Genomic DNA, 21,638 nt, shown 5'->3' with positions numbered 1-21,638 from the left:
TGCTATGAGTGCTATCAATCTTCTCATTCTTGATGATAAAGAGGAAAATATCATAAGCTTATCGGCTCTACTTTCCGATATTGGGAACATCAACATTATCAGCTCGACAGATCCCAATGAGGCCTTAAAAATCTGTTGGATGAAAGATATATCTATTGCCTTAGTCGATGTACAAATGCCCGAAATAAATGGATTCGAATTTGTTTCATTACTGAAGTCCAATTCAAGAACGAGCCATATCATGGCGATCATGGTTACAGCAATATCAAAAGAAGACAAATATCTCATCCGCGGTCTTGAGAGTGGGGCAGTCGACTACCTATATAAACCTCTTAACCCAGAGATTACCATTGCAAAGGTAACCTCGTTTATAAAACAGATTCATATCCAAGAGGAAATCATCCAAAAGAACATAGAATTAGAACAATCAAAAAAAGCATTAATTCAGGCCAATAAGGACGCAGAACAAGCCCGTCGATCAAAGGAAATTTTTTTAGCTAATATGAGCCATGAAATTCGAACGCCCATAAATGGAATCATGGGTATTGTCCATATGCTCAAAAGCGCAAATTTAAACCCAGAACAAATAGATTGGATAAACCGTTTAGATAATGCCTCTAATTCTTTGCTTTTGATTATCAATGATATTTTAGACATTTCAAAAATAGATTCAGGCATGATGAAAATCGAATTTGAAGATTTTGATTTAAAAGCCATGATCTTAGAATTTGATAAAATTTTTAAATTTAAGGCAACCAACAAAAATCTAGAATTTGAAGTCATTCTAGACGAAGCCTTGCCGCAGTATGTTAAGTTCGACACCTTACGGCTTCAACAGATTATTAGCAATTTCATCTCAAACAGCCTAAAGTTTACTGAAAAAGGAAAAATATCATTGATAGTTACAAATGTAGAAAACATTGGCGATCAACATACTATTAGGTTTGTTGTAAAAGACACAGGGATTGGTATTAAACCAGAAGCTGTTGAAAAAATATTTCAAGCTTTTGAACAAGGTGACTACGGCATAACAAAAAAATTTGGTGGAACAGGGTTAGGCTTAGCTATTGTAAAAAGGCTTTCGGAATTATTAGGAGGAAATGTCAGCGCAAAAAGCACATATGGTCAAGGATCAGAATTCTCATTTGTGACGACCATTCAAAAAGTGGAAAAAAGTACCCATGAGAAAGAAAAGGTTCGATTGCAATATACACAACTTCCCAAATTAGACAAGCTTAACGTGCTGGTAGCGGAAGATAATGAACTCAATAGCTTCATGCTGTCTCATATGCTTCAAACATGGAGCTGCAACGTAAAAGTGGTAAGAAATGGAATATTAGCACTAGAAGAATTTGAAAGTAACACCTATGACTTGATTTTAATGGATACACACATGCCGATTATGTCGGGATTTGAGGCTATTAAAGAAATCCGCAATAACCATGACCTTGGTAAGCGAAATATCCCTATTATAACTATTTCCGCATCGGTGCTTGAGCATGAGCAACAGGCTGCTTTCGAAGTGGGAGCAGATGACGTAATAGGAAAACCCTTTAATCCCGTAGATCTGTATAATAAGATTACAAAAAACTGTTCATCGAAAAATGAAAACAATATTACTTTTTAGCTTAGTAAAGGCATCAGTTCAACAAAATTATTAGTAATTTAGTCGCTGATTTAACAAGAAAAAGCATGAAAAAATTTTTTATTATTCCAGCCGTTGTATTAGCTATTTCACTATCTTCATGTGGAGATGGTAATGACACAAAATCTACTGCTGAAAATACAGCAACAGAAGAATCTACAGATGCAGTTACAGAGACAGTACCTGGTATTGAAAATGTTAATTTGTCTAATACATGGACGGTAGAAGGCAACGATCAAATGAAATTTGACACTGAATTAATCCGTGTAAAAGCGGGTGAACCAGTAGAAATAACATTAAAAAATGTGGGTACTATGCCGAAAGAAGCGATGGGACATAATTTTGTTGTACTAAAGCCAGGTGTAGATTTACCTACCTTTGGATCAGAAGCTACGGGGGCTGCTGACTCTGAATACGTTCCTAAATCTTCGCTGTCTTCCATCGTGGCACATACTAAATTATTAGGTCCGGGCGAAGAAGACAAGATTACATTCACTGTCGAAAAAGGGGTTTACGATTTTATTTGTAGTTTCCCGGGTCATTATGGTGTAATGAAAGGTAAAATCGTAGCTGAATAAGCTTTCGAAAACGATTTTGTAAAAGGCACAGCATCGTGCCTTTTTTTGTCTTCAATTATTAGTAACTTAGCAACAAAAAATAAAATTCGCACACATGCAATACGATGTTATAGTAATTGGTAGTGGTCCAGGTGGTTATGTAGCCGCTATCCGATGTGCCCAGTTAGGCCTTAAAACAGCAGTTATCGAAAAATACAGTACCTTTGGCGGTACTTGTCTTAACGTAGGATGCATCCCGTCAAAGGCACTTTTAGACACTTCAGAACATTATCATAATGCCACTCACAATTTCGCAGATCACGGGATCAACGTGAGTAATTTGAAAATTGATATTAAAAAGATGATAGCGCGTAAAAACGATGTCATTGCTCAAAATACAGCTGGAATCAGCTTCTTATTCAAGAAAAATAAAATTGATTCTTTTGAAGGTGTCGGTTCTTTTGTAGACAAAAACACCATCAAAATCACTAAAAATGATGGCAAAACAGAAGAAATAAAAGGAAAAAATGTAATTATTGCAACGGGCTCAAAACCTACGGCATTACCATTCTTACCTATTGACAAAAAACGCCTCATTACATCTACGGAAGCTTTAAACCTCAATGAAGTACCTAAGCATCTTATCGTAATCGGTGGAGGAGTAATTGGATTGGAACTAGGATCCGTGTATGCGCGTTTGGGTGCTAAAGTTTCTGTTATTGAATACGCAAAATCAATTATTAGCACCATGGATAGTGGACTTGGAAAAGAATTACAACGTGTTTTGAAAAAATCACTGGGCATGGAATTCTTCTTAGGTCACAAAGTAACGGGTGCGTCTGTGAAAGGCAAGAATGTAACTGTTACGGCGGAAGATTCCAAAGGAGCAAGCGTGTCTTTTGAAGGTGATTATTGTATCGTTTCAGTAGGCCGAGTCGCCTATACCAAAGACCTAGGTTTAGAAAATATTGGCATTACTCTCGAAGAGAGAAGCAATAAAATCCCTGTAAACGACCATTTAGAAACAACTGTAGCAGGCGTTTATGCGATTGGAGATGTCGTAAAAGGTGCAATGTTAGCACATAAAGCAGAAGATGAAGGGATTTATGTAGCCGAACATATTGTTGGTCAAAAACCACATATCGATTACAACTTAATTCCCGGAGTAGTTTACACTTGGCCAGAAGTAGCTTCTGTAGGTCAAACAGAAGAACAATTGAAAGAGATTGGTAAAAAATATAAAGCCGGTTCATTTTCATTTAAAGCCTCGGGGCGGGCGAAAGCATCTGGAGACACAGATGGATTTGTCAAGGTATTGGCTGATGCAGATACAGACGAAGTTCTAGGTGTTCATATAATAGGACCTAGAGCCGCAGACATGATTGCCGAAGCTGTAGTTGCGATGGAATATCGCGCGTCTGCAGAAGATATTGGACGTATCTGTCACGCACACCCAACCTATACGGAGGCATTAAAAGAAGCAGCCTTAGCCGCTACTGCAAACCGAGCAATTCATGCTTAAAAAATGATCAAAAAGGTATCAAAAAGGTCGTTACCTACAAGAAAAATGCGTCATTGCTAGGGACGATGGTGAAGCAAGCGTTTTAACATCGTAAGATTGGTTTCCTTCGGAGCTGCTTCGCGGTCACCATCGTCCCTCCGGTTCGCAATGACGACGATATTGTGCTTTTTAGACAGCCTCTTAGTCATTAATCTATTACCTAAAAAAACAGCAAAACCAACAGATGAATTTTCACACACGAAAATGGGTAAAACCAGAAGATCTCAATCCAAACGGCACTTTATTCGGGGGCACATTATTGAGATGGATTGACGAAGAGGCAGTCATCTATGCCATCGTCCAATTGAGCAATCCGCATGTCGTGACCAAATACATTTCCGAAATAAACTTTGTCAGCTCGGCCAGACAAGGGGATATTATCGAACTAGGCATTATAGCTACTCATTTCGGTACGACATCCATCACATTAGCTTGTGAAGTACGGAACAAGATTACGCGTAAAACAATTCTTTCCATTGACAAATTGGTCTTCGTCAATCTTGATGAGAATGGCACCCCCGTTCCACATGGTAAAACCGAAATTACCTATGCTTATATGAGTATAGATACCATACCGAATAAGAACAACAAAGATTAATTACTTTTTTTGACCTTTTATAATTTTTTTAAGATCTTTTTCAACCCAAAAAGAAACAATAGGTATCAGAGATACCGCAAAATAGATCAGCACTCTGGAAAATTTCCAGTTATACGTTTGCCAACATGCCAACAGCAAGATCACAAAAATAACGACCAGAAATCCATGAATGGACCCTGCAATGCGAACCGCTTCGGGAACATCCGCAAAATACTTTAGAGGCATCGCCACAAAAAACAATATAACAGTAGAAATTGCCTCCCAAAGTGCGATTTGTTGAAATATTCTAAGCATACAAAATAAAGTGTTTTCGGCAACAAACTTAGCTATATTATTCATATCCCACAGATTATTTCCTATTATTGACCACCGAGTGACAAACCTATAGAATATCGTTTTTAATTTGTTTTCTTAATAAAAAAAAGCAGTTTATCCTAGCTATGGTAATGTCAAAATCACACTTTCAAATTACGTGCTACCAAAAAAAAAATGTATTTTTGACTTTAATTGTAAAAGACACAAAATCATTAATTATATGAACTACGACATCATCGTCATCGGAAGTGGTCCTGGAGGTTATGTAGCTGCTATCCGATCTGCTCAATTAGGTTTTAAGACTGCTGTTGTGGAGCGCGAAGCTTTAGGGGGTATTTGCTTAAATTGGGGATGTATTCCGACTAAAGCATTATTAAAAAGTGCTCAAGTATTTGAATATTTAAATCATGCTGAAGAATACGGTATCAAAGTACATGGTGGAGAAGCTGACTTTGGTGCTATTGTAAAGCGAAGCCGTGGTGTTGCAGACGGGATGAGCAAAGGTATCCAATTCTTAATGAAAAAGAACAAGATTGATGTGATCATGGGTACTGCTAAGATCAAAAAAGGTGGTAAAATAGATGTGAAAGGTGCAGATGGTGCGACAAAAGAGTACACGGCAAAACACACTATTCTTGCTACTGGAGCTCGCTCTAGAGAATTACCCAACCTTCCTCAAGATGGGAAAAAAATCATTGGATACCGCCAAGCGATGAACTTACCAACGCAACCCAAATCGATGGTTGTTGTAGGATCTGGAGCAATTGGTGTTGAATTTGCCTATTTTTATAATACCATCGGGACTAAGGTTACGATTGTAGAATTCATGGATCGCATTGTTCCTGTTGAAGATGAAGAGGTATCAAAACAACTCGAAAAATCGTTAAAAAAAGCAGGTATTGAAATTCTAACGAAATCGGAAGTCCAATCTGTTGATACAAAAGGAGATCTTTCTAAAGTTAATATTAAAACAGCAAAAGGCAACGAAGTCATCGAGGCAGAAGTGGTCTTATCTGCTGTTGGTATTTCTCCAAATATTGAGAACTTAGGCCTTGAAGAAGTCGGCGTAAAAGTTGATAAGGGCCGCGTAGTTGTAGACGACTTTTACAAAACAAACATTGATGGTGTATATGCTATTGGCGATATTGTAAAAGGTCAAGCTTTGGCCCATGTAGCATCAGCAGAAGCAATTACCTGTGTAGAAAAAATTAAAGGTCTCCATGTAGAGGCTATCAATTACAATAATATACCGGGCTGTACATATTGTTCTCCTGAAATTGCATCGGTAGGTTATACAGAAAAAGCCGCCCGTGAAGCTGGATACGAGATCAAAGTGGGTAAATTTCCATTTTCTGCCTCAGGAAAAGCTTCAGCAGCTGGTGCGAAAGATGGTTTCGTAAAGGTTATTTTTGATGCGAAATACGGTGAATTTTTAGGGGCTCACTTAATTGGAGCTAATGTAACGGAGATGATCGCTGAAGTAGTTGTAGCCCGTAAATTGGAAACAACAGGTCATGAGATTATCAAATCGGTACATCCTCACCCTACAATGAGCGAAGCTATCATGGAAGCAGCTGCAGATGCATACGGTGAAGTAATCCATTTATAAAAGCTGATACTATTTACGGCTTTAAAGTATAAAAGGCGTGGTTTTAATAACCGCGCCTTTTATTGATAGTATTTTATTTTTATCTCCACTGACATAGAACCATTCGTGATGGTTCTATTTTAAGACCAACTTAGAGGGGAAAACGATATCTTCAGGCTCAAGTTCCTCTTTCGAAGTCAGAATATCGAAAAGAATTTCTGCGGCCTTACCACCTTGTTTATCCGGATACTGCTCAATACTTCCTATTGGCGGATTTTCAATATATTTCCATAACGGATAATTTGCATAGCTAATAAAATGCATATCCTGACTTAACACAATCCCCCTATGACGTGCGTACTTCATAACATCCAATGTCACGAAATCGTTAAAAGACACTACTGCAGAAGGTCGTTCAGACAAAGAGCATAATTGCTCCATTGCATCCTCATTTCCTTTTTCCGTTAGATCCGTATGGACAATATATTTTTCATCTATCACGACATCGAACTTTTTAAGTGCACTTTTGAACGCCTCTGTCCGCTCTCCAGAAGCAAGCAACGTATCTGGCCCATTGATCAGTGCAATGCGCCGATGCCCCCTAGAGACAAAAGCCTCTATAGCTTCCTCCATACCGGAAGACAAATCGCTATAAACCTTGTCCACATTATCCAACTCGGGTACACAATCAAAAAATACGATTGGGATGTCGGAAGCTCTTAACATCTCAATAAAGCTTAAGTCTGTCGTATTTTTTCCCATAGACATCAATATTCCATCTACACGGTGTTTCTTGAACGAATTGATAATTTGCAGTTCCCGCGCTTCATTATCTAAGGATTGTCCCAGAAGTACCGTATACTTATGTTCTTCAGCTACCGTCTCTATAGCACTAATTGCTAGTGAAAAGAAAGGTTCGGATAAAGTCGGTAGGATAACTCCAATAGTAAATGTCTTACGCTGCTTAAAAAATATGGCAGTCTGGTTGGGTTCATAATTTAACTCTACCGCCATTTTCTTAACACGCATGGTAGTCACAAGCCCAATACTTGGATGATCATTGAGTGCGCGAGAGACTGTAGAAGGTGAAATTTTAAGCTTTCTTGCTATTTCCTTTATCGTCGCTGGCTTATTTGGCTTTGTCATCAAAGTTTACTTTAAGTTTATATCTCAAAGATACTATTTTATTTTTAAGTCTTTATTCCTGAATTTAAACATACCGTAATCACTAGCTCTTTGGCCAACATTCTTAATATTGACTTTCTTATCTTTTAATAATCTCTCTTTCGAAGCGATAGCCGAGCTTCCACTAGTTCCTGCATAATATTTATTATTCTTAATATGATATAGCGCTTCAGAGATGAGCCCCTCTTCTGGATCACCGAAATCTTTGAAATAATCCTCATAGGTGATTTTATTGGGTGATAATCCACCGAAATAATCTCCAAAATCATTCGAATTAAACATCTGGAACGAGGTGGCGTATAAGCCTGTTTCTTCTTCTTTATCCATAAAAACCTCGAAGAAACCAACTGGCTTCCCATAGGTTTTTTCTGTACCTATTACCTGAACGTCCATATAAGGCATTAACGAATTAATAAGCAACTCGCTAGCTGAAGCAGTAGATCTCGAAACCAGAAAGTAGACTTTTGATAGATTTAAGCTTCCACTTTTATCAAAATAAACCGGTCCAAATTCTTCACCTGGCTCTGTCCATTCCCATGCTTCTAGCACTGCATTTACTTTATAGTAATACATTTTTTCACCATCTGCCAAAATAGGCGCTATTTTATCCGCTAAATACTCGGCGGTATTTACGGCACCTCCCCCATTATAACGGAGATCGACAATCAACTCACTAATAGATTGCCCTTCAAAAGATTGAAATATATCCTCGAAATCTTTATGCATCTTTGTTAACACGCCCTTATTTTCGATATTAACGAATGAACTAAACGCCAAATAACCAATCTTTTTCTCATCTATGGAGAACACCTTATCACTTAGTATCGGATTAAAGTTATACAAGCTACTGGTAATCATCTTTTCTGTCGTTACTGCATTTGGGGTTACCCATTTTACGTTCATCGAAGATGAATTCAATGCCTCATTTACACCTTTGAACCCCTGGCTTTGTTGTGTGTTATAATCTAGATTTGTTTTGCCGTCAATGCTTAAAATACGATCCCCTCTTCTTATTCCTGCCTGATAAGCTGGAGAATTAACATCCACCATCTTGACGTAAAGGTCAGCGTTATTAACAGCAGCATTAGTTTGCAAATAAAAAACGTACATACCATAACTGGTTGCTACCGCATTCTGAATCTCATCACTTACGACCCCCTGACGGTCTAAAAAACTAAACCGATCTATAGGCTTACCAGTAGAAGGATCATTTGGTGTCAAACCGGTTAAAAAATCCAACACGTCTTCTGCTGTTTCATATTTACTCGTATAAGATCTCAGAATCTCGTCATTTGCAATATCATTAACATTACGGGGAGGCATATAATCCTGCCAAAGAGACAATAGCTTGGTGTAGTAAAAAACAGAATCCTTCAACATGGCTTCTTTTTCATCAAGTTCGCCTCTGTCTACTTCCTTCTCAGTAGGATTCTTTTTACAACTTTGAATAATTCCAAAAAAACTAATCCCTAAGATCAACCATACATATTTTCTCATAATTCCTTTTATATCTCTAATCAGCCTTAATCCAATATAAATCTACAGGTGTCACACCGTAATCTTTAGCAAGATAATCAATTGGTTCTAAAGATCTAAACTTTAATTCATCGACAAAATAAACTTTAATAAAATTTCTAAACCGATTTGCTTCTCCCCAGTCTATGTGCTTGAGTTTATTTAATTGTTCGACCGGATTACCCTTTGTTAAAATAGCTACCTGCTTATTTTGTGTAAAAAGTCGAACGATCAAATCTTCCACTTCTTTAAATAATATTAGTTTGAGTGGCAACTGGGCATTAACGTTTAATCGTAATAAGTTTTCTTTGTATTTCTCTTCAATTCCGAACGTTTCTTGCAGTCCTTCAAAAACAAATTGCTCTCCTTGGTTTTCATACACTTTCTTCATGAAATCCACTAGATCATTTGCCCGTAAAAATCCCGTTGTAAACTCCATAAAGTTTGCAAAAAGATAGTAGACCTGTAAGTCGTAATCAGACTTCGTAAATAAGACATCGTCAACTTCAAATAAATAAACTTCCTTGTCTAAAGGAATATTTTCAATATTCATATGCGTATTATTACTTCGTGAGCTCACAAGCTCAGTTGGGAAAGCAAGCGTATTTCATACTATTTCAAAACCGCTAAAACGAAATCATCTCCAGAATCTGAAACTATGCCTAAGCCATTAACGGCACAAGCAACGGGTTGGTCTGAGATTAAATCCACACGATCCAAAACAACACTTAAAGGTAAATCTTTCGTTGGATCAAATAACACATCCAGTCCTAAAAGTTCATTTTTTGAAGGACAGATAACACGTATACCGTATTCTTCGAATAGCTGTACGGATTCACCAATAGCTTGTATTTCAGCCGCACCCAAAGGAAGAATGAATTGCACGTTGTTATCCAATGCAAGCTTGAGTACTTCGTGCGAAAATGTAGGATTCGTTCCTATCGGAATAGTCAGGTATTTCTCTTTTAACACAGAGGGAACCTCCTCCGAAGTGGAAAGAAGTACTTTATATTTGTTCTGCACTAACTTCGACAGACGGATTGCCAACGGCCGAGTACCGAACGTAATTAGTAACTTCTGCATAATTTAATAAATAAGTCCATCTCGCATATGAATAGTACGGTCTGATATACCAGCCAGCTCCTCATTATGGGTCACAATAATAAACGTTTGGTGCATCGTATCCCGTAAATGAAAAAACAAATTGTGTAACGATGACGCATTTTCAGAATCTAAATTGCCCGAGGGCTCATCAGCAAGTATAATGGACGGATTGTTAATCAATGCTCTGGCTACCGAAACACGCTGTTGCTCGCCTCCAGACATCTGGGAAGGCTTATGTTTTGCACGTTCGGCTACACCCAACAACTCCAATAGCTCCATCGCTTTCTTTTCACTTTGCGCATGGGTTTCACCTTTGATGTAAGCGGGAATACAAACATTTTCCAACGCCGTAAACTCCGGTAGTAGATGATGAAATTGAAATACAAAACCAATATGTTCATTGCGAAAAGCACTCAGTGCATTGGCAGAGAGAGAATGTATGGCAGCGTCATTAATATAAAGCTCCCCTTTATCGGCCTTATCCAAAGTTCCGATAATATGTAGCAAGGTACTTTTGCCTGCACCTGAAGCTCCTACGATCGAAACAATCTCACCTTTATCCACTTCCAGATTGACTCCTTTCAGAATGGGCAGTTCACCATAGCTTTTATAAATATTACTTGCTTTCAATATCATAACACGAAGTTAGCAAAAAGTATCAAACTAAGCTCCTTATTCACCATATTGAAAACACAATGTGCAGCGATGAAAAAAGTGGTTTTTTAACTAACAAACCCTTGACCCTTACGAATAAAAATGTTATTTTTACACCAAATTTTTTATCGATGAACATTCACGAATATCAAGGAAAAGAAATACTTAAAAGTTTTGGCGTAAGAATACAAGAAGGTATTGTTGCTGAAACCCCAGAGCAAGCTGTAGAAGCTGCTAAAAAATTGAAAGAAGAATACAATTCTGACTGGGTTGTAATCAAAGCTCAAATTCATGCTGGTGGTCGCGGTAAAGGTGGTGGCGTTAAATTAGCTAAAAACCTAGAAGAAGTATCACAACGTGCTACAGATATCATAGGTATGCAATTAGTAACTCCTCAAACTGGACCAGAAGGTAAAAAAGTAAATAAAGTATTAGTTGCGCAAGATGTATACTATCCTGGTGAAAGTGAAACGAAAGAATTTTATGTATCTGTGTTACTAGACCGTGCTCAAGGTCGTAATATCATTATGTATTCTACAGAAGGTGGGATGGATATTGAAGAAGTAGCTGAGAAAACTCCAAACTTAATCTTCAAAGAAGAAATCGACCCTAAAGTTGGTTTACAAGGTTTCCAAGCACGTAAAATTGCTTTCAATTTAGGCCTAACTGGTGGTGCACACAAAGAAATGGTAAAATTTGTTGCTGCTTTATATAAAGCATACGATTCAACAGATTCATCTATGTTCGAAATCAACCCTGTATTAAAAACATCTGATGACAAAATTTTAGCGGTAGATGCAAAAGTAGACTTAGACGAGAATGCACTGTACCGTCACGCGGATTATGCAGCATTACGCGATGTAAGTGAGGAAGATCCTACCGAAGTTGAAGCTGGTAAATCTAACTTAAACTATGTAAAACTTGACGGTAACGTAGGTTGCATGGTAAATGGTGCCGGCCTTGCAATGGCGACTATGGATATCATCAAATTAGCTGGTGGAGAACCTGCTAACTTCTTAGATGTGGGTGGTACAGCAAATGCTGAAACGGTTAAAGCCGGCTTCAACATCATCTTAAAAGATCCTAACGTAAAAGCAATTCTAATCAACATCTTCGGTGGTATCGTTCGTTGTGACCGTGTTGCTCAAGGTGTTATAGATGCGTACCAAGAAATTGGAAACATTCCTGTTCCAATCATTGTACGTCTTCAAGGTACAAATGCTGCTGAAGCTAAAAAGTTAATCGACGAATCAGGATTACAGGTTTATTCTGCTATTCAATTAAAAGAAGCTGCTGAACTGGTTACTAAAGTATTAAAAGGATAAATAATTTTTTGTTTTTTAAATAGATAAAAAGGCCGATTTTCTTAATGGAAAATCGGCCTTTTTTGTTAATACCTCCAAAATCGAAAACTACGCAAGGTACGTTGAAAGAAGTATCCCCTAAGCTATTCTTTCGTAACCAACGTATGTACTGCACTTTCGTTCTCACTTACTCTCAATGTAAAATTATCTTTCTTATAGGTGGTTAGTATATAACTGCTTCTTTCCTCCGTCGAAACAAGTGTAGCACCCAATTCTGTACGAATCTCTGCATGGGACTCTTCTGCACTATACTGAGGATTTTTAATCGGTTCTCCGTGTATTATTCTTAATTCTTTTAGGGAATTGTGTTCAAAATACAACAAATAGTTACCACTAAGTCCCTCTATAAACGGAACATGTACCAACTGGTCATACAATTTATCCTTTGAATAATATAAACCGACAGAAGGATGTAGCGATTCTCCATGTGAAATGATACTGATGGCGCTACCTCCACTTTTAAACCGACGACCAATCCATGACATTTGGTTTCTATAGGCCCTATCTAGGCTTTGCCAAACTGTCGGCAAGGTATAATCAGCAACAAAGCGCAGCATGCTCTCCTGTTCCACGACTTTTTGGCCATTGTCGATCGTCAATTTCATCGTCAAATCACCGGTTTGATTGACTGGCGGAAGCTTGAATAGTATTGTAGTCCCCTCAAGTTCTTTTTTTTCTTCCTTTATTATCGTTCCAGATTGACCATCTACCGTTAACCGGACGTTATCCTTTTCATCATAATCTTTAAAATACCTCGCAATGACATAGTATTCCACTCCAGTTTTTTGAACAATACTTTCCGGAGCGATTAAGATTCTGTCTATCGTCTTCTTAACCGGCTGTCCATCATCGCTTTTACCACACGATACAAGCAAGGCAATGGACAAGATTAATATTTTCAGTAAGTAACTTTTCATGACTATAAAGATAACTTTTTTTACAATCAATTCATCTTGCTCATTTTTTTCATAAATTCCTCATTTATTACCAATAACCAACAGAATAGCGTATTTTTGTGACACTTAACACAGAAGTTTATTATTAAAATGGAACACACACGTATTAAAGAACTATTAAAATCCGAAGAATTCGGCAAACATGTTATTGTAAAAGGATGGGTAAAAACTTTCCGCAATAATCAATTTATAGCGATTAATGATGGTTCTTCTTTAAATAATATCCAAGCAGTAGTTGATTTTGAAAATACAGAAGAAGCTTTATTAAAGCGGGTAACGACCGGTGCAGCTGTACGCGTAGAAGGAACATTGGTCGAATCTTTGGGTAAAGGTCAACGTGTTGAAATTAAAGTAAAAGAACTAACAATTTTAGGTGATTCTGATCCGGAGAAGTTCCCTTTACAGCCTAAAAAGCACAGTTTAGAATTCTTACGCGAAATAGCACACTTGCGTTTTCGCACAGGAACATTTAATGCAGTTTTCAAAGTAAGAAATGCATTAGCATTTGCCGTTCATCAGTTCTTCAATGAAAGAGATTTTGTCTACATGCACACGCCTATTATTACCGGATCGGATGCTGAAGGTGCAGGTGAAATATTCAAAGTAACTACTTTTGATTTTGACAGTATTCCGCGCAACGAGCAAGGACAAATAGACTATAAAGAAGATTTCTTTGGCAAAGCCACGAACTTAACGGTATCAGGTCAGCTCGAGGGGGAACTTGCAGCCATGGCATTGGGCAATATCTACACTTTTGGCCCTACTTTCCGCGCAGAAAATTCCAACACAACGCGTCACCTGGCCGAGTTTTGGATGATCGAACCCGAGATGGCCTTCTACGAGTTGGAAGACAATATGGATCTGGCAGAAGATCTATTGAAATATGTGATTAAATATGCACTGGATCATTGCGCAGAAGAAATTGAGTTTTTGAAAAGTCGCTTATTAGAAGAAGAGAAGTCTAAACCTCAAAATGAGCGTGCTGAATTAAATTTGGTAGATAAACTAAACTTTGTTTTAGCAAATAATTTCGAACGCGTAACGTATACGGATGCTATTGAAATATTAAAGCGCAGTAAACCCAATCAGAAAAAACAATTTAAATATCTGATTGACGAATGGGGAGCCGATTTGCAATCAGAACACGAACGCTATCTCGTTGAAAAACACTTTAAAAAACCGGTAATCCTGATCGATTATCCGCGAGAGATCAAATCTTTCTATATGAAACAAAATGAACCTGATGCACAAGGACGCCATACCGTACGCGCGATGGACATCCTGTTCCCAGGCATTGGAGAAATGGTAGGCGGTTCGCAACGGGAAGAAAATCTTGACAAATTGCTAGCGCGCATGGAGGAAGTAGGCATTCCTGCCGAAGAGATGGATTGGTTTCTGGATACAAGACGATTTGGTACCGCACCTCATGCGGGATTTGGACTTGGCTTCGAACGATTGGTGCTCTTTGTAACAGGTATGACCAATATTAGAGATGTAATTCCTTTTCCACGCACGCCCAACAACGCAGAATTTTAATCATAACCTATGCCAACGCCTTAAAACCGTCAAAACAAATTATACTTTTGACGGTTTTAATTATACTAGACAATAATTATATTCGCGAATACGCAAATTTGCAAATATGCTTTTTTTGATTTTATAAAATGTTAATTAAGATATACGAAGATAATCCGAATCCAAAAGCTATCCAACAAGCGGTAGATATTTTGAAGAAAGGCGGTGTGATAATTTATCCTACTGATACGGTATATGGTATTGGATGTGATATCACGAATCAAAAAGCAATTGAACGCGTCTGCTCCATTCGCGGACTGCGCCCCGATAAGGCCAACTTATCTTTTATCTGTTACGATCTGACAGATATATCCCAATACACCAAACCTTTTGACACAACGGTATTCCGCGTACTAAAAAAGGCATTACCAGGGCCTTTTACCTTTATATTTAATGCAAGTAATCAGGTACCCAAATTATTGAGTTCGAAGAAAAAGACGGTAGGTATACGTGTGCCGGACAACAGCATTGTACGCGAAATTGTTAAAGAATTAGGAAATCCCATCGTAACGGCCTCCATTCACGATGAAGATGAAATCATAGAATACTCGACCGACCCGGAATTGATTTACGAGAAGTATGAAGATAAAGTGGATATGGTTATTGATGGCGGATATGGAGACAATATCGCTTCCACCGTTGTTGACCTAACCAATGGAGAATTTGAAGTAATCCGGGACGGAAAAGGCGATTTAGACCTTTACTTGTAAACTTAAAAATCGGGTTACAGAATGATCAGTTCTTCTACGATGACTTGCCCCACATGTTCATTTACACGACCTATTATCTGTCTTCTCATTAAGGCCAGTTCATTTTTGATCACTGCAGATTCGACCTTCACGAAGAGTTTCTTATCCTTAATATAGATTTGCTGCGTACGGTTGGCTATAGAGGGACCTATTATCTCAGGCCAAGCCGAAACAATGGAAGATTCATCAAATTTTTTGCGCAATTTGAAAACCTCAAGCCATTTTTCAACCGCTTGTTTCATACTGATATCATCTCGGGTATGAATTTCCTCTAGCTTTTTCCTATACATTTACCGTCCCTCCTTGTATAGCAAAGATACGTATAGGTTGGGCAATATCCTCAAAAATCTTCTCAAGCCGGAAGGCATCAGTATCCGTAATAAAAATTTGTCCGAATTCATCATTCGATACCATTTGCATCAATTTCTTGGTCCGTTTTTCGTCCAGTTTATCGAAGATATCGTCCAGTAATAGAAGGGGCTTATATTTTTTCTCACGTTGTAGAAAGCTATATTGCGCTAATTTTAACGCGATAAGAAACGACTTTTGCTGCCCTTGAGAACCAAACTTTTTCAATGGCATATCTTCATGAATCGTAAACGACAGATCATCCTTATGAATACCGTGCGTAGTACGCTCCAATATCCGATCCTTTTCGAGAGTTAGGCTCAGAAGGGAGAGGAAATCGTGCCGATGTAATTGAGATTCGTATTCGAGAGACACATCTTCTGCACCCTCCGACAAAAAACTGTAATGACGTTGAAACTCGGGCAAAAATGAGGTCATAAATCGTTTTCGACGTTCGTAAATAATTTTGCCTACATCTACTAATTGGAGGTTTAAGACATCCATAAGACCTAGGTCGAAAACACCATTTTCTCTGATATTTTTCAATACCGCGTTGCGTTGAAGTAATATCCTATTATAGGTAATAAGTGTATCTAAATATCTATTATCCGTTTGCGAAATGACGTTGTCTATGAATTTACGACGCTCTTCACTTCCTTCAGTAATAATAACACTATCATTGGGAGAAATCATTACGGAAGGGAACTGCCCGATATGGTCTGCCAACCGCGGATAATCTTTTTTATTACGCTTAAATTGTTTTTTTTGGTTACGCTTAAGGCTACATGATATGCTATCTAAGCGATCGTCGGTATCAAATTCGCCCTGAACCATAAACCAATCTTCCCCTTTTTTGATATGTTGTGAATCAATGGGATTAAAATAGGATTTACAGAGGGATAAATAATGAATCGCATCCAATAGGTTGGTCTTACCCGCTCCATTCTGTCCAGCAAAAGCATTCACTTCGGGCAGAAAATCCAATGTCGATTCTGTATAATTCTTAAAATTTAAAACGGATAGTTGCTTTAGCCACATAGTAACAGGGTAAAAGCCAAAAGTACTATTTAATTTCTTCGAAATCGACAAACTCTCCAGCTGTTGCAGCTCCATTTTTTTTAGGTTCCTCTTTCCGTGGAACATAATCTACATGTACTTTATTATCCGGTTTACGGGATTGCGATTGATCTTGATAACCCCCAAAAGAATTCGAATTTCCAAAAGGGTTCTGCCCTCCATGGGTATACTGATGTGATTGTTGTGCTTTTTTCATCATACGCTCCGCCAGTTTACGCATAGCGAAAGGCATGATCAAACGCATCGAAAACTTAAAAACGTAGTAAAATAGTATGGTGAATAAAATAAAATATAAAAATGTCATCTCTTATGTTCTCTATTTTCTAATTAAGGGCACCTATTATCTTGTCGTACAGTAAATGACCGAAGCCAGCTTCCAGCAATAGATACCTTCATTCAATTAGCGTAAATATAAAAATTTTAAAAAACGAAAGCGTCAAAAAAATGTCAGAGTCAATACCCTTAACGTTTTTTTAAGATTCTGCACGCTTAGCCATATGAATTGCAGTTGCCAATTCTTCTGGCTTCTGAGTTCCTATAATATAAACAAGTCCATCACGGTCCTTCAGCCATACGGCATCTTTTCCGCCCGCATAAAAGCGTATTTTACCTTTAGTATGTAAATTATACACCGGATTATTAAATATAAAACTACTATACCGTTTCTTCTCAACAGAGATAATCGACGATAAATCAATTTTTACTAGACTGGTAGACCACAGTCCGCTGATTGTTATATTATTTGGTGTAACCGAGGTTTTATACAACAACATATACATCATAATAATAGAGACTATGATGATAATCCCTCCTACAATAAAAAACAATTGCCTAGATGCCAAATGATCTAAATTTAGGTAGTAGGCAATAAAACAGAACAATGCCAAAATAAGACGCACACTGATCCATGTTTTGTCTCTTCCCAAATATTGTCTTTCAACAAAAAGATTTTCTTTGTCCATATCTATTATTTACAAACTAAGGTAAGTACTTTTTGCGTATTATCTGTAATCTTATACCGATCATCCAGACGATAACCGCTAATCCAAATAATCTCTCCGTTTCCATTTACCCAAATCGGAATAGCCTTTTTATCAAAAAGACTAACTTTTCTATCCACAAAATAATCGCTCAGTTTCTTTTTGCCCTGCATTCCCAAGGGATAAAACGTATCTCCTTCTTTCCAAGATCGAACTTTCAACGGGAAAATAAGCCTATTATAATCTATTTGTGCCACTTGAACATCAGGGCAAATTTCTGTGTGCTCCGAGAGCAGAATTTCGAAGGTTTTATCTAACCAGTTTATTACCGTTGCATCTTCCGACACGTCCAACTCGGTCGCTAGCCTATCTTTCTTTTTGAGAAGTACATAGGTCCGATCTAATAATAACTGATATTTATTCGATTCGAAAATACGACCAGACTCCGCATTTGACGTTAATGCTTTCAGCAAATCCTGAAGCGTCATTATGGAGAACCCAAAAGGTTCAAAGAGTGCATATAGCAATGGCATACTTTGCCTACTCAGATCTTCTTTTTTAATTTTCCAGCCTCCCCCTGCATCCGTTTCAAACAACTGACTGCGCAACGGGTTAATAAAACTCTGGAGTAACACATAATTTTCTTGAAAACGTTGTATATTTTTGTCCATCGTATCAATAAAATCAGCATTTAAAGACTCGAATTGTGGTATGATATCTAAACGAATTTTATTCCTAGCATATTTAGTCGAAAAATTAGAAGAATCGTCCCGAAAAGGCACCTTTAGTTCTTCTGCGACGCTACTTACTTCTGCAGCCGTCAAAAACAAAAGCGGACGAATAATATTATCACGTTTTGGTTTGATTCCCTGAAGTCCCTGAAGTCCTGTTCCACGCGCCAGATTCAACAGTACCGTTTCGATATGATCATTTTTGTGCTGTGCAACCGCGATGTACCTACAGTCCAATTCCCGTGCAAGATCATTAAACCAACCATACCGTAAATCTCGTGCCGCCATTTGAATGGATATCTTATGCATTTCAGCATAGGAAACGGTATCGAACTTCTTTACATGAAAGGGTATCCCATGTTGTTGCGCAAAAACTCGCACCAAGGATTCATCACCATCTGATTCCTGTCCGCGAAGACCAAAATTACAATGTGCAATTTCAATATTTATCTGCACTTTCAAAAACAAGGTAACCATCAGCATGGAATCACGTCCCCCACTAACAGCGAGCAAAATCCTGTCTCCCTCAGCAAACAACTCATTATCAAAACAATAACTCTTAAAACGATCTAACAGTACCATTAACCAAATTTAACTAATATTAATTGATTTTACTGATTTAAACAAAACCGATCAAGTAGATTTTCTGGAGATATTGTTACAAATTCCACAAAACGTCAAACGCACCGGTAGAACAAATAATAACTATGTGAAAATTTATCAATTAACATTATTTTGCTATTTATTTACATATTTTTGCCTTCGTGAAATATTGGTTGATTTTTATCTTTTCCGTTCTCAGTTTACAACTTACTTTTGGTCAAATACCAATTGGAGGAAATCCTGTTCAACAAGGCGGTGGACAAGATCGATTGAATCTGGTATCCTCGAGTAGCGGGCGAATCAATGCAAAAACCGGACATATGATCTTCTACCGTCCGGTATACGAACACAAAGGTAGTACCTTATCTGCAGATAGCGGATACATCTATGAGGACGAAGTAAAACGTCAGTTTTTTGAAGCATTCGGTAACGTGGTTATCACCCAGCCTTCGGGTACGGTTATCTATTCGGACTATTTACATTATGACGCAGCTGCGCAAAATGCGAGATTAACCAATAATGTACGAATGGTAGATGGCATGTCTACCTTGACGACCAATTACCTAACGTATAAGATGCGTTCTAAAGTGGGCACCTATACAGGCGGTGGCCGTATCATTTCACAAGGCGACACGATTACCTCAAAAAACGCACATTATTTTGAGAACACGAAAGATGCCTATTTTCGTAATAAGGTAGTTGTACGAACACCCAATGTTAAGATCTACACCGATACCATGCGTTATAATTCGGCCGCTAGAATGACCTACTTTTTTGGACCAACTAACATAAAAGATAATACGGGAGAAAAAAATCTGTACACCGAAAGAGGACATTATAATACCGGCACCGGAGTAGCTGACTTTAACAAGAACAATTTATATACAGAGGGTACGAAGTTCTTAAAAGGCGATAGTCTTCATTACGAACGGGAAATCGGTATAGGCAAGGCCTATAGAAATGTCGTTTTTGTCGACACACTCGACAAGTTTTATGCATATGGAGGATTTGGCTTATACCGACAATCGGACGAATCGATCACCATGACGGAACAACCCCTGATCATTACGTTGGTCAAAAATGACAGCACCGATAATAGCGCAAAAATAGACAGTACAGAGAATACTCCTGAAGCAAAATCGCGGCGCGAACGCCGGAGGGAACAACGGGAGTTAGAAAAACAAGAAAATCCAAATCTAACAGCAGATACCGACAGCATCGCAGCTACCGAAGCTGAGATAACACCATCGGAGCTTAAAGAAGAGGCCAAGATGGATTCGGTGTACCTTACCGCCGATACCCTATTCTCAAAAGTAATTTTGCTGAAAGAATATAATGCCCTCGATTTAAAACTAGATCGCAGTGGAGGGGAATTAATTGTTGAAGACGATGTGGATTATGGAGATAATGATGATTCGGATCTAGATGAGGATTCAATTGATTTAGATACGGATTCAGCTGCACTAACGCTAAACCTGGACTCGGGAGAAACTGTAATTGATAATTTGGAAAAAATTGACATTTTACAAGAGACCATTCCCGACAGCATCCCAAAAAACATACCGAAGAAACCCACTATACAGACGAAGAAGCCCCTAAACAACAAAAAGGACGAACCGCTTTCCATCGAAGCGACTATAAAAGCGGATAGTTTGACGCGTCAAAATGCTGTCATCCCCACAGGATCGGAGGCAGATAGTCTCCTTAATAATGCACTAAAGATTGCACAAACTCAAGATACTACTATAAAGAATATTTCTACAGGTGATAGTACGACTATAAATGCCGCATCTGATACCGCACGTACTCGCATCGTGAAAGCCTATTATAATGTGCGATTATTCAAATCTGATTTGCAGGCGGTAGCAGATTCTGTTTATTATGGTATGGCCGACTCCATGTTTCGTTTTATGGGCCGACCGATGATTTGGGCACAAGGATCCCAAATTTCTGCAGATACTATTTTTATGCAGATATTAAACCAACAGCTGGATAATGCTTTGCTCAAAGAAAACGCTATGATGGTTAATGCAGTTTTGGATACCGTTAAATTCAATCAGTTAAAAGGACGAAAGATTACGGCGTTTTTTGCGAACAATAATATCGACCGATTGTATGTAGATGGAAATGCAGAGAATCTCATATTTACGGAAAATGCAAAATTAGGCATTATTACCGAAATGTTTCACGATCGAGGGGCCCGGATAAAGATAAAAATGGAAGGCAAAAAAATTATAGATTATGTTTCCATCCGAAAAGTTGATCAAAAAGTGTATCCTTTCAAACTGGTAACTCAAGAAAATGAGATATTGCCCGGTTTTATCTGGCGACCGCAGGATAGGCCGACTTCAAAAGAAGATTTGCTCAATCGCAAGCGTGAGATTCCAAAAACTGGAGAAGCAACTGATCCATCCCCAACGACGGAACAGGGAACGGAAAATAAGCCTATAAAAACAGATTTAATCGAAGCGGAGCAAGAGGATATTTCTGATGAATAGGTGGCCAAGATATTATTTGTGTATTAATTTAAGAA

Annotated in this window: 22 protein-coding genes; 9 read left to right on the top strand and 13 right to left on the bottom strand. The window is 38.1% G+C overall.

Going from position 1 to position 21,638, the window contains the following annotated elements; genetic code table 11:
• The first annotated feature begins 4 nt into the window (after nt 1-4).
• The 3 genes from FAZ15_RS08350 to lpdA (FAZ15_RS08340) all read left to right on the top strand — a co-directional run bounded on the left by FAZ15_RS08350 (nt 5) and on the right by lpdA (FAZ15_RS08340) (nt 3,724).
• On the top strand, nt 5-1,627 hold the full coding sequence (locus FAZ15_RS08350; RefSeq protein WP_136900861.1) for a response regulator: 1,623 nt from the start codon (nt 5-7) through the stop codon (nt 1,625-1,627).
• Between the two features lie 65 nt (nt 1,628-1,692).
• Nucleotides 1,693-2,223, top strand: coding sequence for a plastocyanin/azurin family copper-binding protein (locus FAZ15_RS08345; RefSeq protein ID WP_136900860.1), 531 nt, complete (start codon nt 1,693-1,695; stop codon nt 2,221-2,223).
• A gap of 94 nt (nt 2,224-2,317) precedes the next feature.
• Complete coding sequence (gene lpdA / locus FAZ15_RS08340; protein ID WP_136900859.1) at nt 2,318-3,724, top strand: dihydrolipoyl dehydrogenase; 1,407 nt, start codon at nt 2,318-2,320, stop codon at nt 3,722-3,724.
• A gap of 56 nt (nt 3,725-3,780) precedes the next feature.
• Here the strand turns inward: lpdA (FAZ15_RS08340) and FAZ15_RS22975 are convergent, their stop codons facing one another.
• Complete coding sequence (locus FAZ15_RS22975; RefSeq protein WP_262709289.1) at nt 3,781-3,912, bottom strand: hypothetical protein; 132 nt, start codon at nt 3,910-3,912, stop codon at nt 3,781-3,783.
• 35 nt (nt 3,913-3,947) lie between these two features.
• Between FAZ15_RS22975 and FAZ15_RS08335 the strand changes: the two genes are divergently transcribed.
• Nucleotides 3,948-4,361: an acyl-CoA thioesterase gene (locus tag FAZ15_RS08335; protein ID WP_136900858.1), complete on the top strand. Its 414-nt coding sequence runs from the start codon at nt 3,948-3,950 to the stop codon at nt 4,359-4,361.
• Here the strand turns inward: FAZ15_RS08335 and FAZ15_RS08330 are convergent, their stop codons facing one another.
• Entirely contained in the window at nt 4,362-4,700 is a 339-nt protein-coding gene (locus FAZ15_RS08330; protein WP_136900857.1) for a DUF3817 domain-containing protein, read from the bottom strand.
• A 196-nt stretch (nt 4,701-4,896) separates the two neighbouring features.
• Between FAZ15_RS08330 and lpdA (FAZ15_RS08325) the strand changes: the two genes are divergently transcribed.
• Entirely contained in the window at nt 4,897-6,285 is a 1,389-nt protein-coding gene (lpdA, locus tag FAZ15_RS08325; RefSeq protein WP_136900856.1) for a dihydrolipoyl dehydrogenase, read from the top strand.
• A gap of 114 nt (nt 6,286-6,399) precedes the next feature.
• On the opposite strand, the gene FAZ15_RS08320 is transcribed toward lpdA (FAZ15_RS08325), so the two are convergent.
• Genes FAZ15_RS08320 through FAZ15_RS08300 form a run of 5 tightly spaced genes read right to left on the bottom strand, consistent with a single transcriptional unit; the run spans nt 6,400 to nt 10,704 of the window.
• Nucleotides 6,400-7,410: a LacI family DNA-binding transcriptional regulator gene (locus FAZ15_RS08320; protein ID WP_136900855.1), complete on the bottom strand. Its 1,011-nt coding sequence runs from the start codon at nt 7,408-7,410 to the stop codon at nt 6,400-6,402.
• A 33-nt stretch (nt 7,411-7,443) separates the two neighbouring features.
• A complete protein-coding gene (locus FAZ15_RS08315; protein WP_136900854.1) occupies nt 7,444-8,946 on the bottom strand; it encodes a S41 family peptidase in 1,503 nt (500 codons plus the stop codon).
• A gap of 16 nt (nt 8,947-8,962) precedes the next feature.
• Nucleotides 8,963-9,517, bottom strand: a complete 555-nt coding sequence (locus tag FAZ15_RS08310; protein WP_136900853.1) for an HAD family hydrolase — start codon at nt 9,515-9,517, stop codon at nt 8,963-8,965.
• A gap of 59 nt (nt 9,518-9,576) precedes the next feature.
• Complete coding sequence (locus FAZ15_RS08305) at nt 9,577-10,047, bottom strand: ATP-grasp domain-containing protein (RefSeq protein WP_136900852.1); 471 nt, start codon at nt 10,045-10,047, stop codon at nt 9,577-9,579.
• Nucleotides 10,048-10,050: 3 nt separating this feature from the next.
• Nucleotides 10,051-10,704, bottom strand: coding sequence for an ABC transporter ATP-binding protein (locus tag FAZ15_RS08300; protein WP_136900851.1), 654 nt, complete (start codon nt 10,702-10,704; stop codon nt 10,051-10,053).
• 149 nt (nt 10,705-10,853) lie between these two features.
• On the opposite strand from FAZ15_RS08300, the gene sucC reads away from it, so the two are divergent.
• Nucleotides 10,854-12,047, top strand: a complete 1,194-nt coding sequence (gene sucC, locus FAZ15_RS08295) for an ADP-forming succinate--CoA ligase subunit beta (protein ID WP_136901203.1) — start codon at nt 10,854-10,856, stop codon at nt 12,045-12,047.
• Nucleotides 12,048-12,169: 122 nt separating this feature from the next.
• On the opposite strand, the gene FAZ15_RS08290 is transcribed toward sucC, so the two are convergent.
• Nucleotides 12,170-13,003 carry a hypothetical protein gene (locus FAZ15_RS08290; RefSeq protein ID WP_136900850.1) on the bottom strand — a complete coding sequence of 278 codons (834 nt, stop codon included), beginning with the start codon at nt 13,001-13,003 and terminating at the stop codon, nt 12,170-12,172.
• A gap of 129 nt (nt 13,004-13,132) precedes the next feature.
• Between FAZ15_RS08290 and asnS the strand changes: the two genes are divergently transcribed.
• Both asnS and FAZ15_RS08280 read left to right on the top strand, forming a co-directional pair.
• On the top strand, nt 13,133-14,578 hold the full coding sequence (gene asnS / locus FAZ15_RS08285) for an asparagine--tRNA ligase (protein ID WP_136900849.1): 1,446 nt from the start codon (nt 13,133-13,135) through the stop codon (nt 14,576-14,578).
• A gap of 128 nt (nt 14,579-14,706) precedes the next feature.
• Nucleotides 14,707-15,327: an L-threonylcarbamoyladenylate synthase gene (locus FAZ15_RS08280; RefSeq protein ID WP_136900848.1), complete on the top strand. Its 621-nt coding sequence runs from the start codon at nt 14,707-14,709 to the stop codon at nt 15,325-15,327.
• 14 nt (nt 15,328-15,341) lie between these two features.
• On the opposite strand, the gene FAZ15_RS08275 is transcribed toward FAZ15_RS08280, so the two are convergent.
• The 5 genes from FAZ15_RS08275 to tilS all read right to left on the bottom strand — a co-directional run bounded on the left by FAZ15_RS08275 (nt 15,342) and on the right by tilS (nt 19,084).
• Complete coding sequence (locus FAZ15_RS08275; RefSeq protein WP_136900847.1) at nt 15,342-15,656, bottom strand: DUF721 domain-containing protein; 315 nt, start codon at nt 15,654-15,656, stop codon at nt 15,342-15,344.
• Nucleotides 15,649-16,752: a DNA replication/repair protein RecF gene (gene recF, locus FAZ15_RS08270; protein WP_136900846.1), complete on the bottom strand. Its 1,104-nt coding sequence runs from the start codon at nt 16,750-16,752 to the stop codon at nt 15,649-15,651. The genes FAZ15_RS08275 and recF overlap by 8 nt, the downstream gene beginning before the upstream one ends.
• 25 nt (nt 16,753-16,777) lie before the next feature.
• A complete protein-coding gene (locus FAZ15_RS08265; RefSeq protein ID WP_136900845.1) occupies nt 16,778-17,095 on the bottom strand; it encodes a DUF4834 family protein in 318 nt (105 codons plus the stop codon).
• A 169-nt stretch (nt 17,096-17,264) separates the two neighbouring features.
• Nucleotides 17,265-17,753, bottom strand: coding sequence for a hypothetical protein (locus FAZ15_RS08260; protein ID WP_238387198.1), 489 nt, complete (start codon nt 17,751-17,753; stop codon nt 17,265-17,267).
• A gap of 5 nt (nt 17,754-17,758) precedes the next feature.
• Nucleotides 17,759-19,084: a tRNA lysidine(34) synthetase TilS gene (gene tilS, locus FAZ15_RS08255; RefSeq protein WP_136900843.1), complete on the bottom strand. Its 1,326-nt coding sequence runs from the start codon at nt 19,082-19,084 to the stop codon at nt 17,759-17,761.
• 182 nt (nt 19,085-19,266) lie between these two features.
• Here tilS and FAZ15_RS08250 point away from each other — a divergent pair, with 182 nt between their 5' ends.
• Nucleotides 19,267-21,603 (top strand): OstA-like protein, encoded by a 2,337-nt coding sequence (locus FAZ15_RS08250; protein WP_238387197.1) that lies wholly within the window; start codon nt 19,267-19,269, stop codon nt 21,601-21,603.
• The last annotated feature ends 35 nt before the right edge of the window (nt 21,604-21,638 follow it).

Origin of the sequence: Sphingobacterium olei (assembly GCF_005048855.1) — a bacterium.
GTDB lineage: Bacteria > Bacteroidota > Bacteroidia > Sphingobacteriales > Sphingobacteriaceae > Sphingobacterium > Sphingobacterium olei.
The sequence above is the reverse complement of the archived record's forward strand: the minus strand, read 5'-3'. Positions and strand labels throughout refer to the sequence as shown.

Excerpts from the sequence above, each read along its gene's own strand:
- FAZ15_RS08330 (WP_136900857.1), bottom strand. The coding sequence starts at position 4,700 with ATGAATAATATAGCTAAGTTTGTTGCCGAAAACACTTTATTTTGTATG.
- FAZ15_RS22975 (WP_262709289.1), bottom strand. The coding sequence starts at position 3,912 with ATGACTAAGAGGCTGTCTAAAAAGCACAATATCGTCGTCATTGCGAAC.
- tilS (WP_136900843.1), bottom strand. The coding sequence starts at position 19,084 with ATGGTACTGTTAGATCGTTTTAAGAGTTATTGTTTTGATAATGAGTTG.
- FAZ15_RS08350 (WP_136900861.1), top strand. The coding sequence starts at position 5 with ATGAGTGCTATCAATCTTCTCATTCTTGATGATAAAGAGGAAAATATC.
- FAZ15_RS08315 (WP_136900854.1), bottom strand. The coding sequence starts at position 8,946 with ATGAGAAAATATGTATGGTTGATCTTAGGGATTAGTTTTTTTGGAATT.
- FAZ15_RS08335 (WP_136900858.1), top strand. The coding sequence starts at position 3,948 with ATGAATTTTCACACACGAAAATGGGTAAAACCAGAAGATCTCAATCCA.
- FAZ15_RS08280 (WP_136900848.1), top strand. The coding sequence starts at position 14,707 with ATGTTAATTAAGATATACGAAGATAATCCGAATCCAAAAGCTATCCAA.
- lpdA (WP_136900859.1), top strand. The coding sequence starts at position 2,318 with ATGCAATACGATGTTATAGTAATTGGTAGTGGTCCAGGTGGTTATGTA.
- FAZ15_RS08260 (WP_238387198.1), bottom strand. The coding sequence starts at position 17,753 with ATGGACAAAGAAAATCTTTTTGTTGAAAGACAATATTTGGGAAGAGAC.
- FAZ15_RS08320 (WP_136900855.1), bottom strand. The coding sequence starts at position 7,410 with ATGACAAAGCCAAATAAGCCAGCGACGATAAAGGAAATAGCAAGAAAG.
- lpdA (WP_136900856.1), top strand. The coding sequence starts at position 4,897 with ATGAACTACGACATCATCGTCATCGGAAGTGGTCCTGGAGGTTATGTA.
- FAZ15_RS08305 (WP_136900852.1), bottom strand. The coding sequence starts at position 10,047 with ATGCAGAAGTTACTAATTACGTTCGGTACTCGGCCGTTGGCAATCCGT.
- FAZ15_RS08275 (WP_136900847.1), bottom strand. The coding sequence starts at position 15,656 with ATGTATAGGAAAAAGCTAGAGGAAATTCATACCCGAGATGATATCAGT.
- FAZ15_RS08345 (WP_136900860.1), top strand. The coding sequence starts at position 1,693 with ATGAAAAAATTTTTTATTATTCCAGCCGTTGTATTAGCTATTTCACTA.
- FAZ15_RS08300 (WP_136900851.1), bottom strand. The coding sequence starts at position 10,704 with ATGATATTGAAAGCAAGTAATATTTATAAAAGCTATGGTGAACTGCCC.
- FAZ15_RS08265 (WP_136900845.1), bottom strand. The coding sequence starts at position 17,095 with ATGACATTTTTATATTTTATTTTATTCACCATACTATTTTACTACGTT.
- FAZ15_RS08290 (WP_136900850.1), bottom strand. The coding sequence starts at position 13,003 with ATGAAAAGTTACTTACTGAAAATATTAATCTTGTCCATTGCCTTGCTT.
- FAZ15_RS08310 (WP_136900853.1), bottom strand. The coding sequence starts at position 9,517 with ATGAATATTGAAAATATTCCTTTAGACAAGGAAGTTTATTTATTTGAA.
- sucC (WP_136901203.1), top strand. The coding sequence starts at position 10,854 with ATGAACATTCACGAATATCAAGGAAAAGAAATACTTAAAAGTTTTGGC.
- asnS (WP_136900849.1), top strand. The coding sequence starts at position 13,133 with ATGGAACACACACGTATTAAAGAACTATTAAAATCCGAAGAATTCGGC.
- recF (WP_136900846.1), bottom strand. The coding sequence starts at position 16,752 with ATGTGGCTAAAGCAACTATCCGTTTTAAATTTTAAGAATTATACAGAA.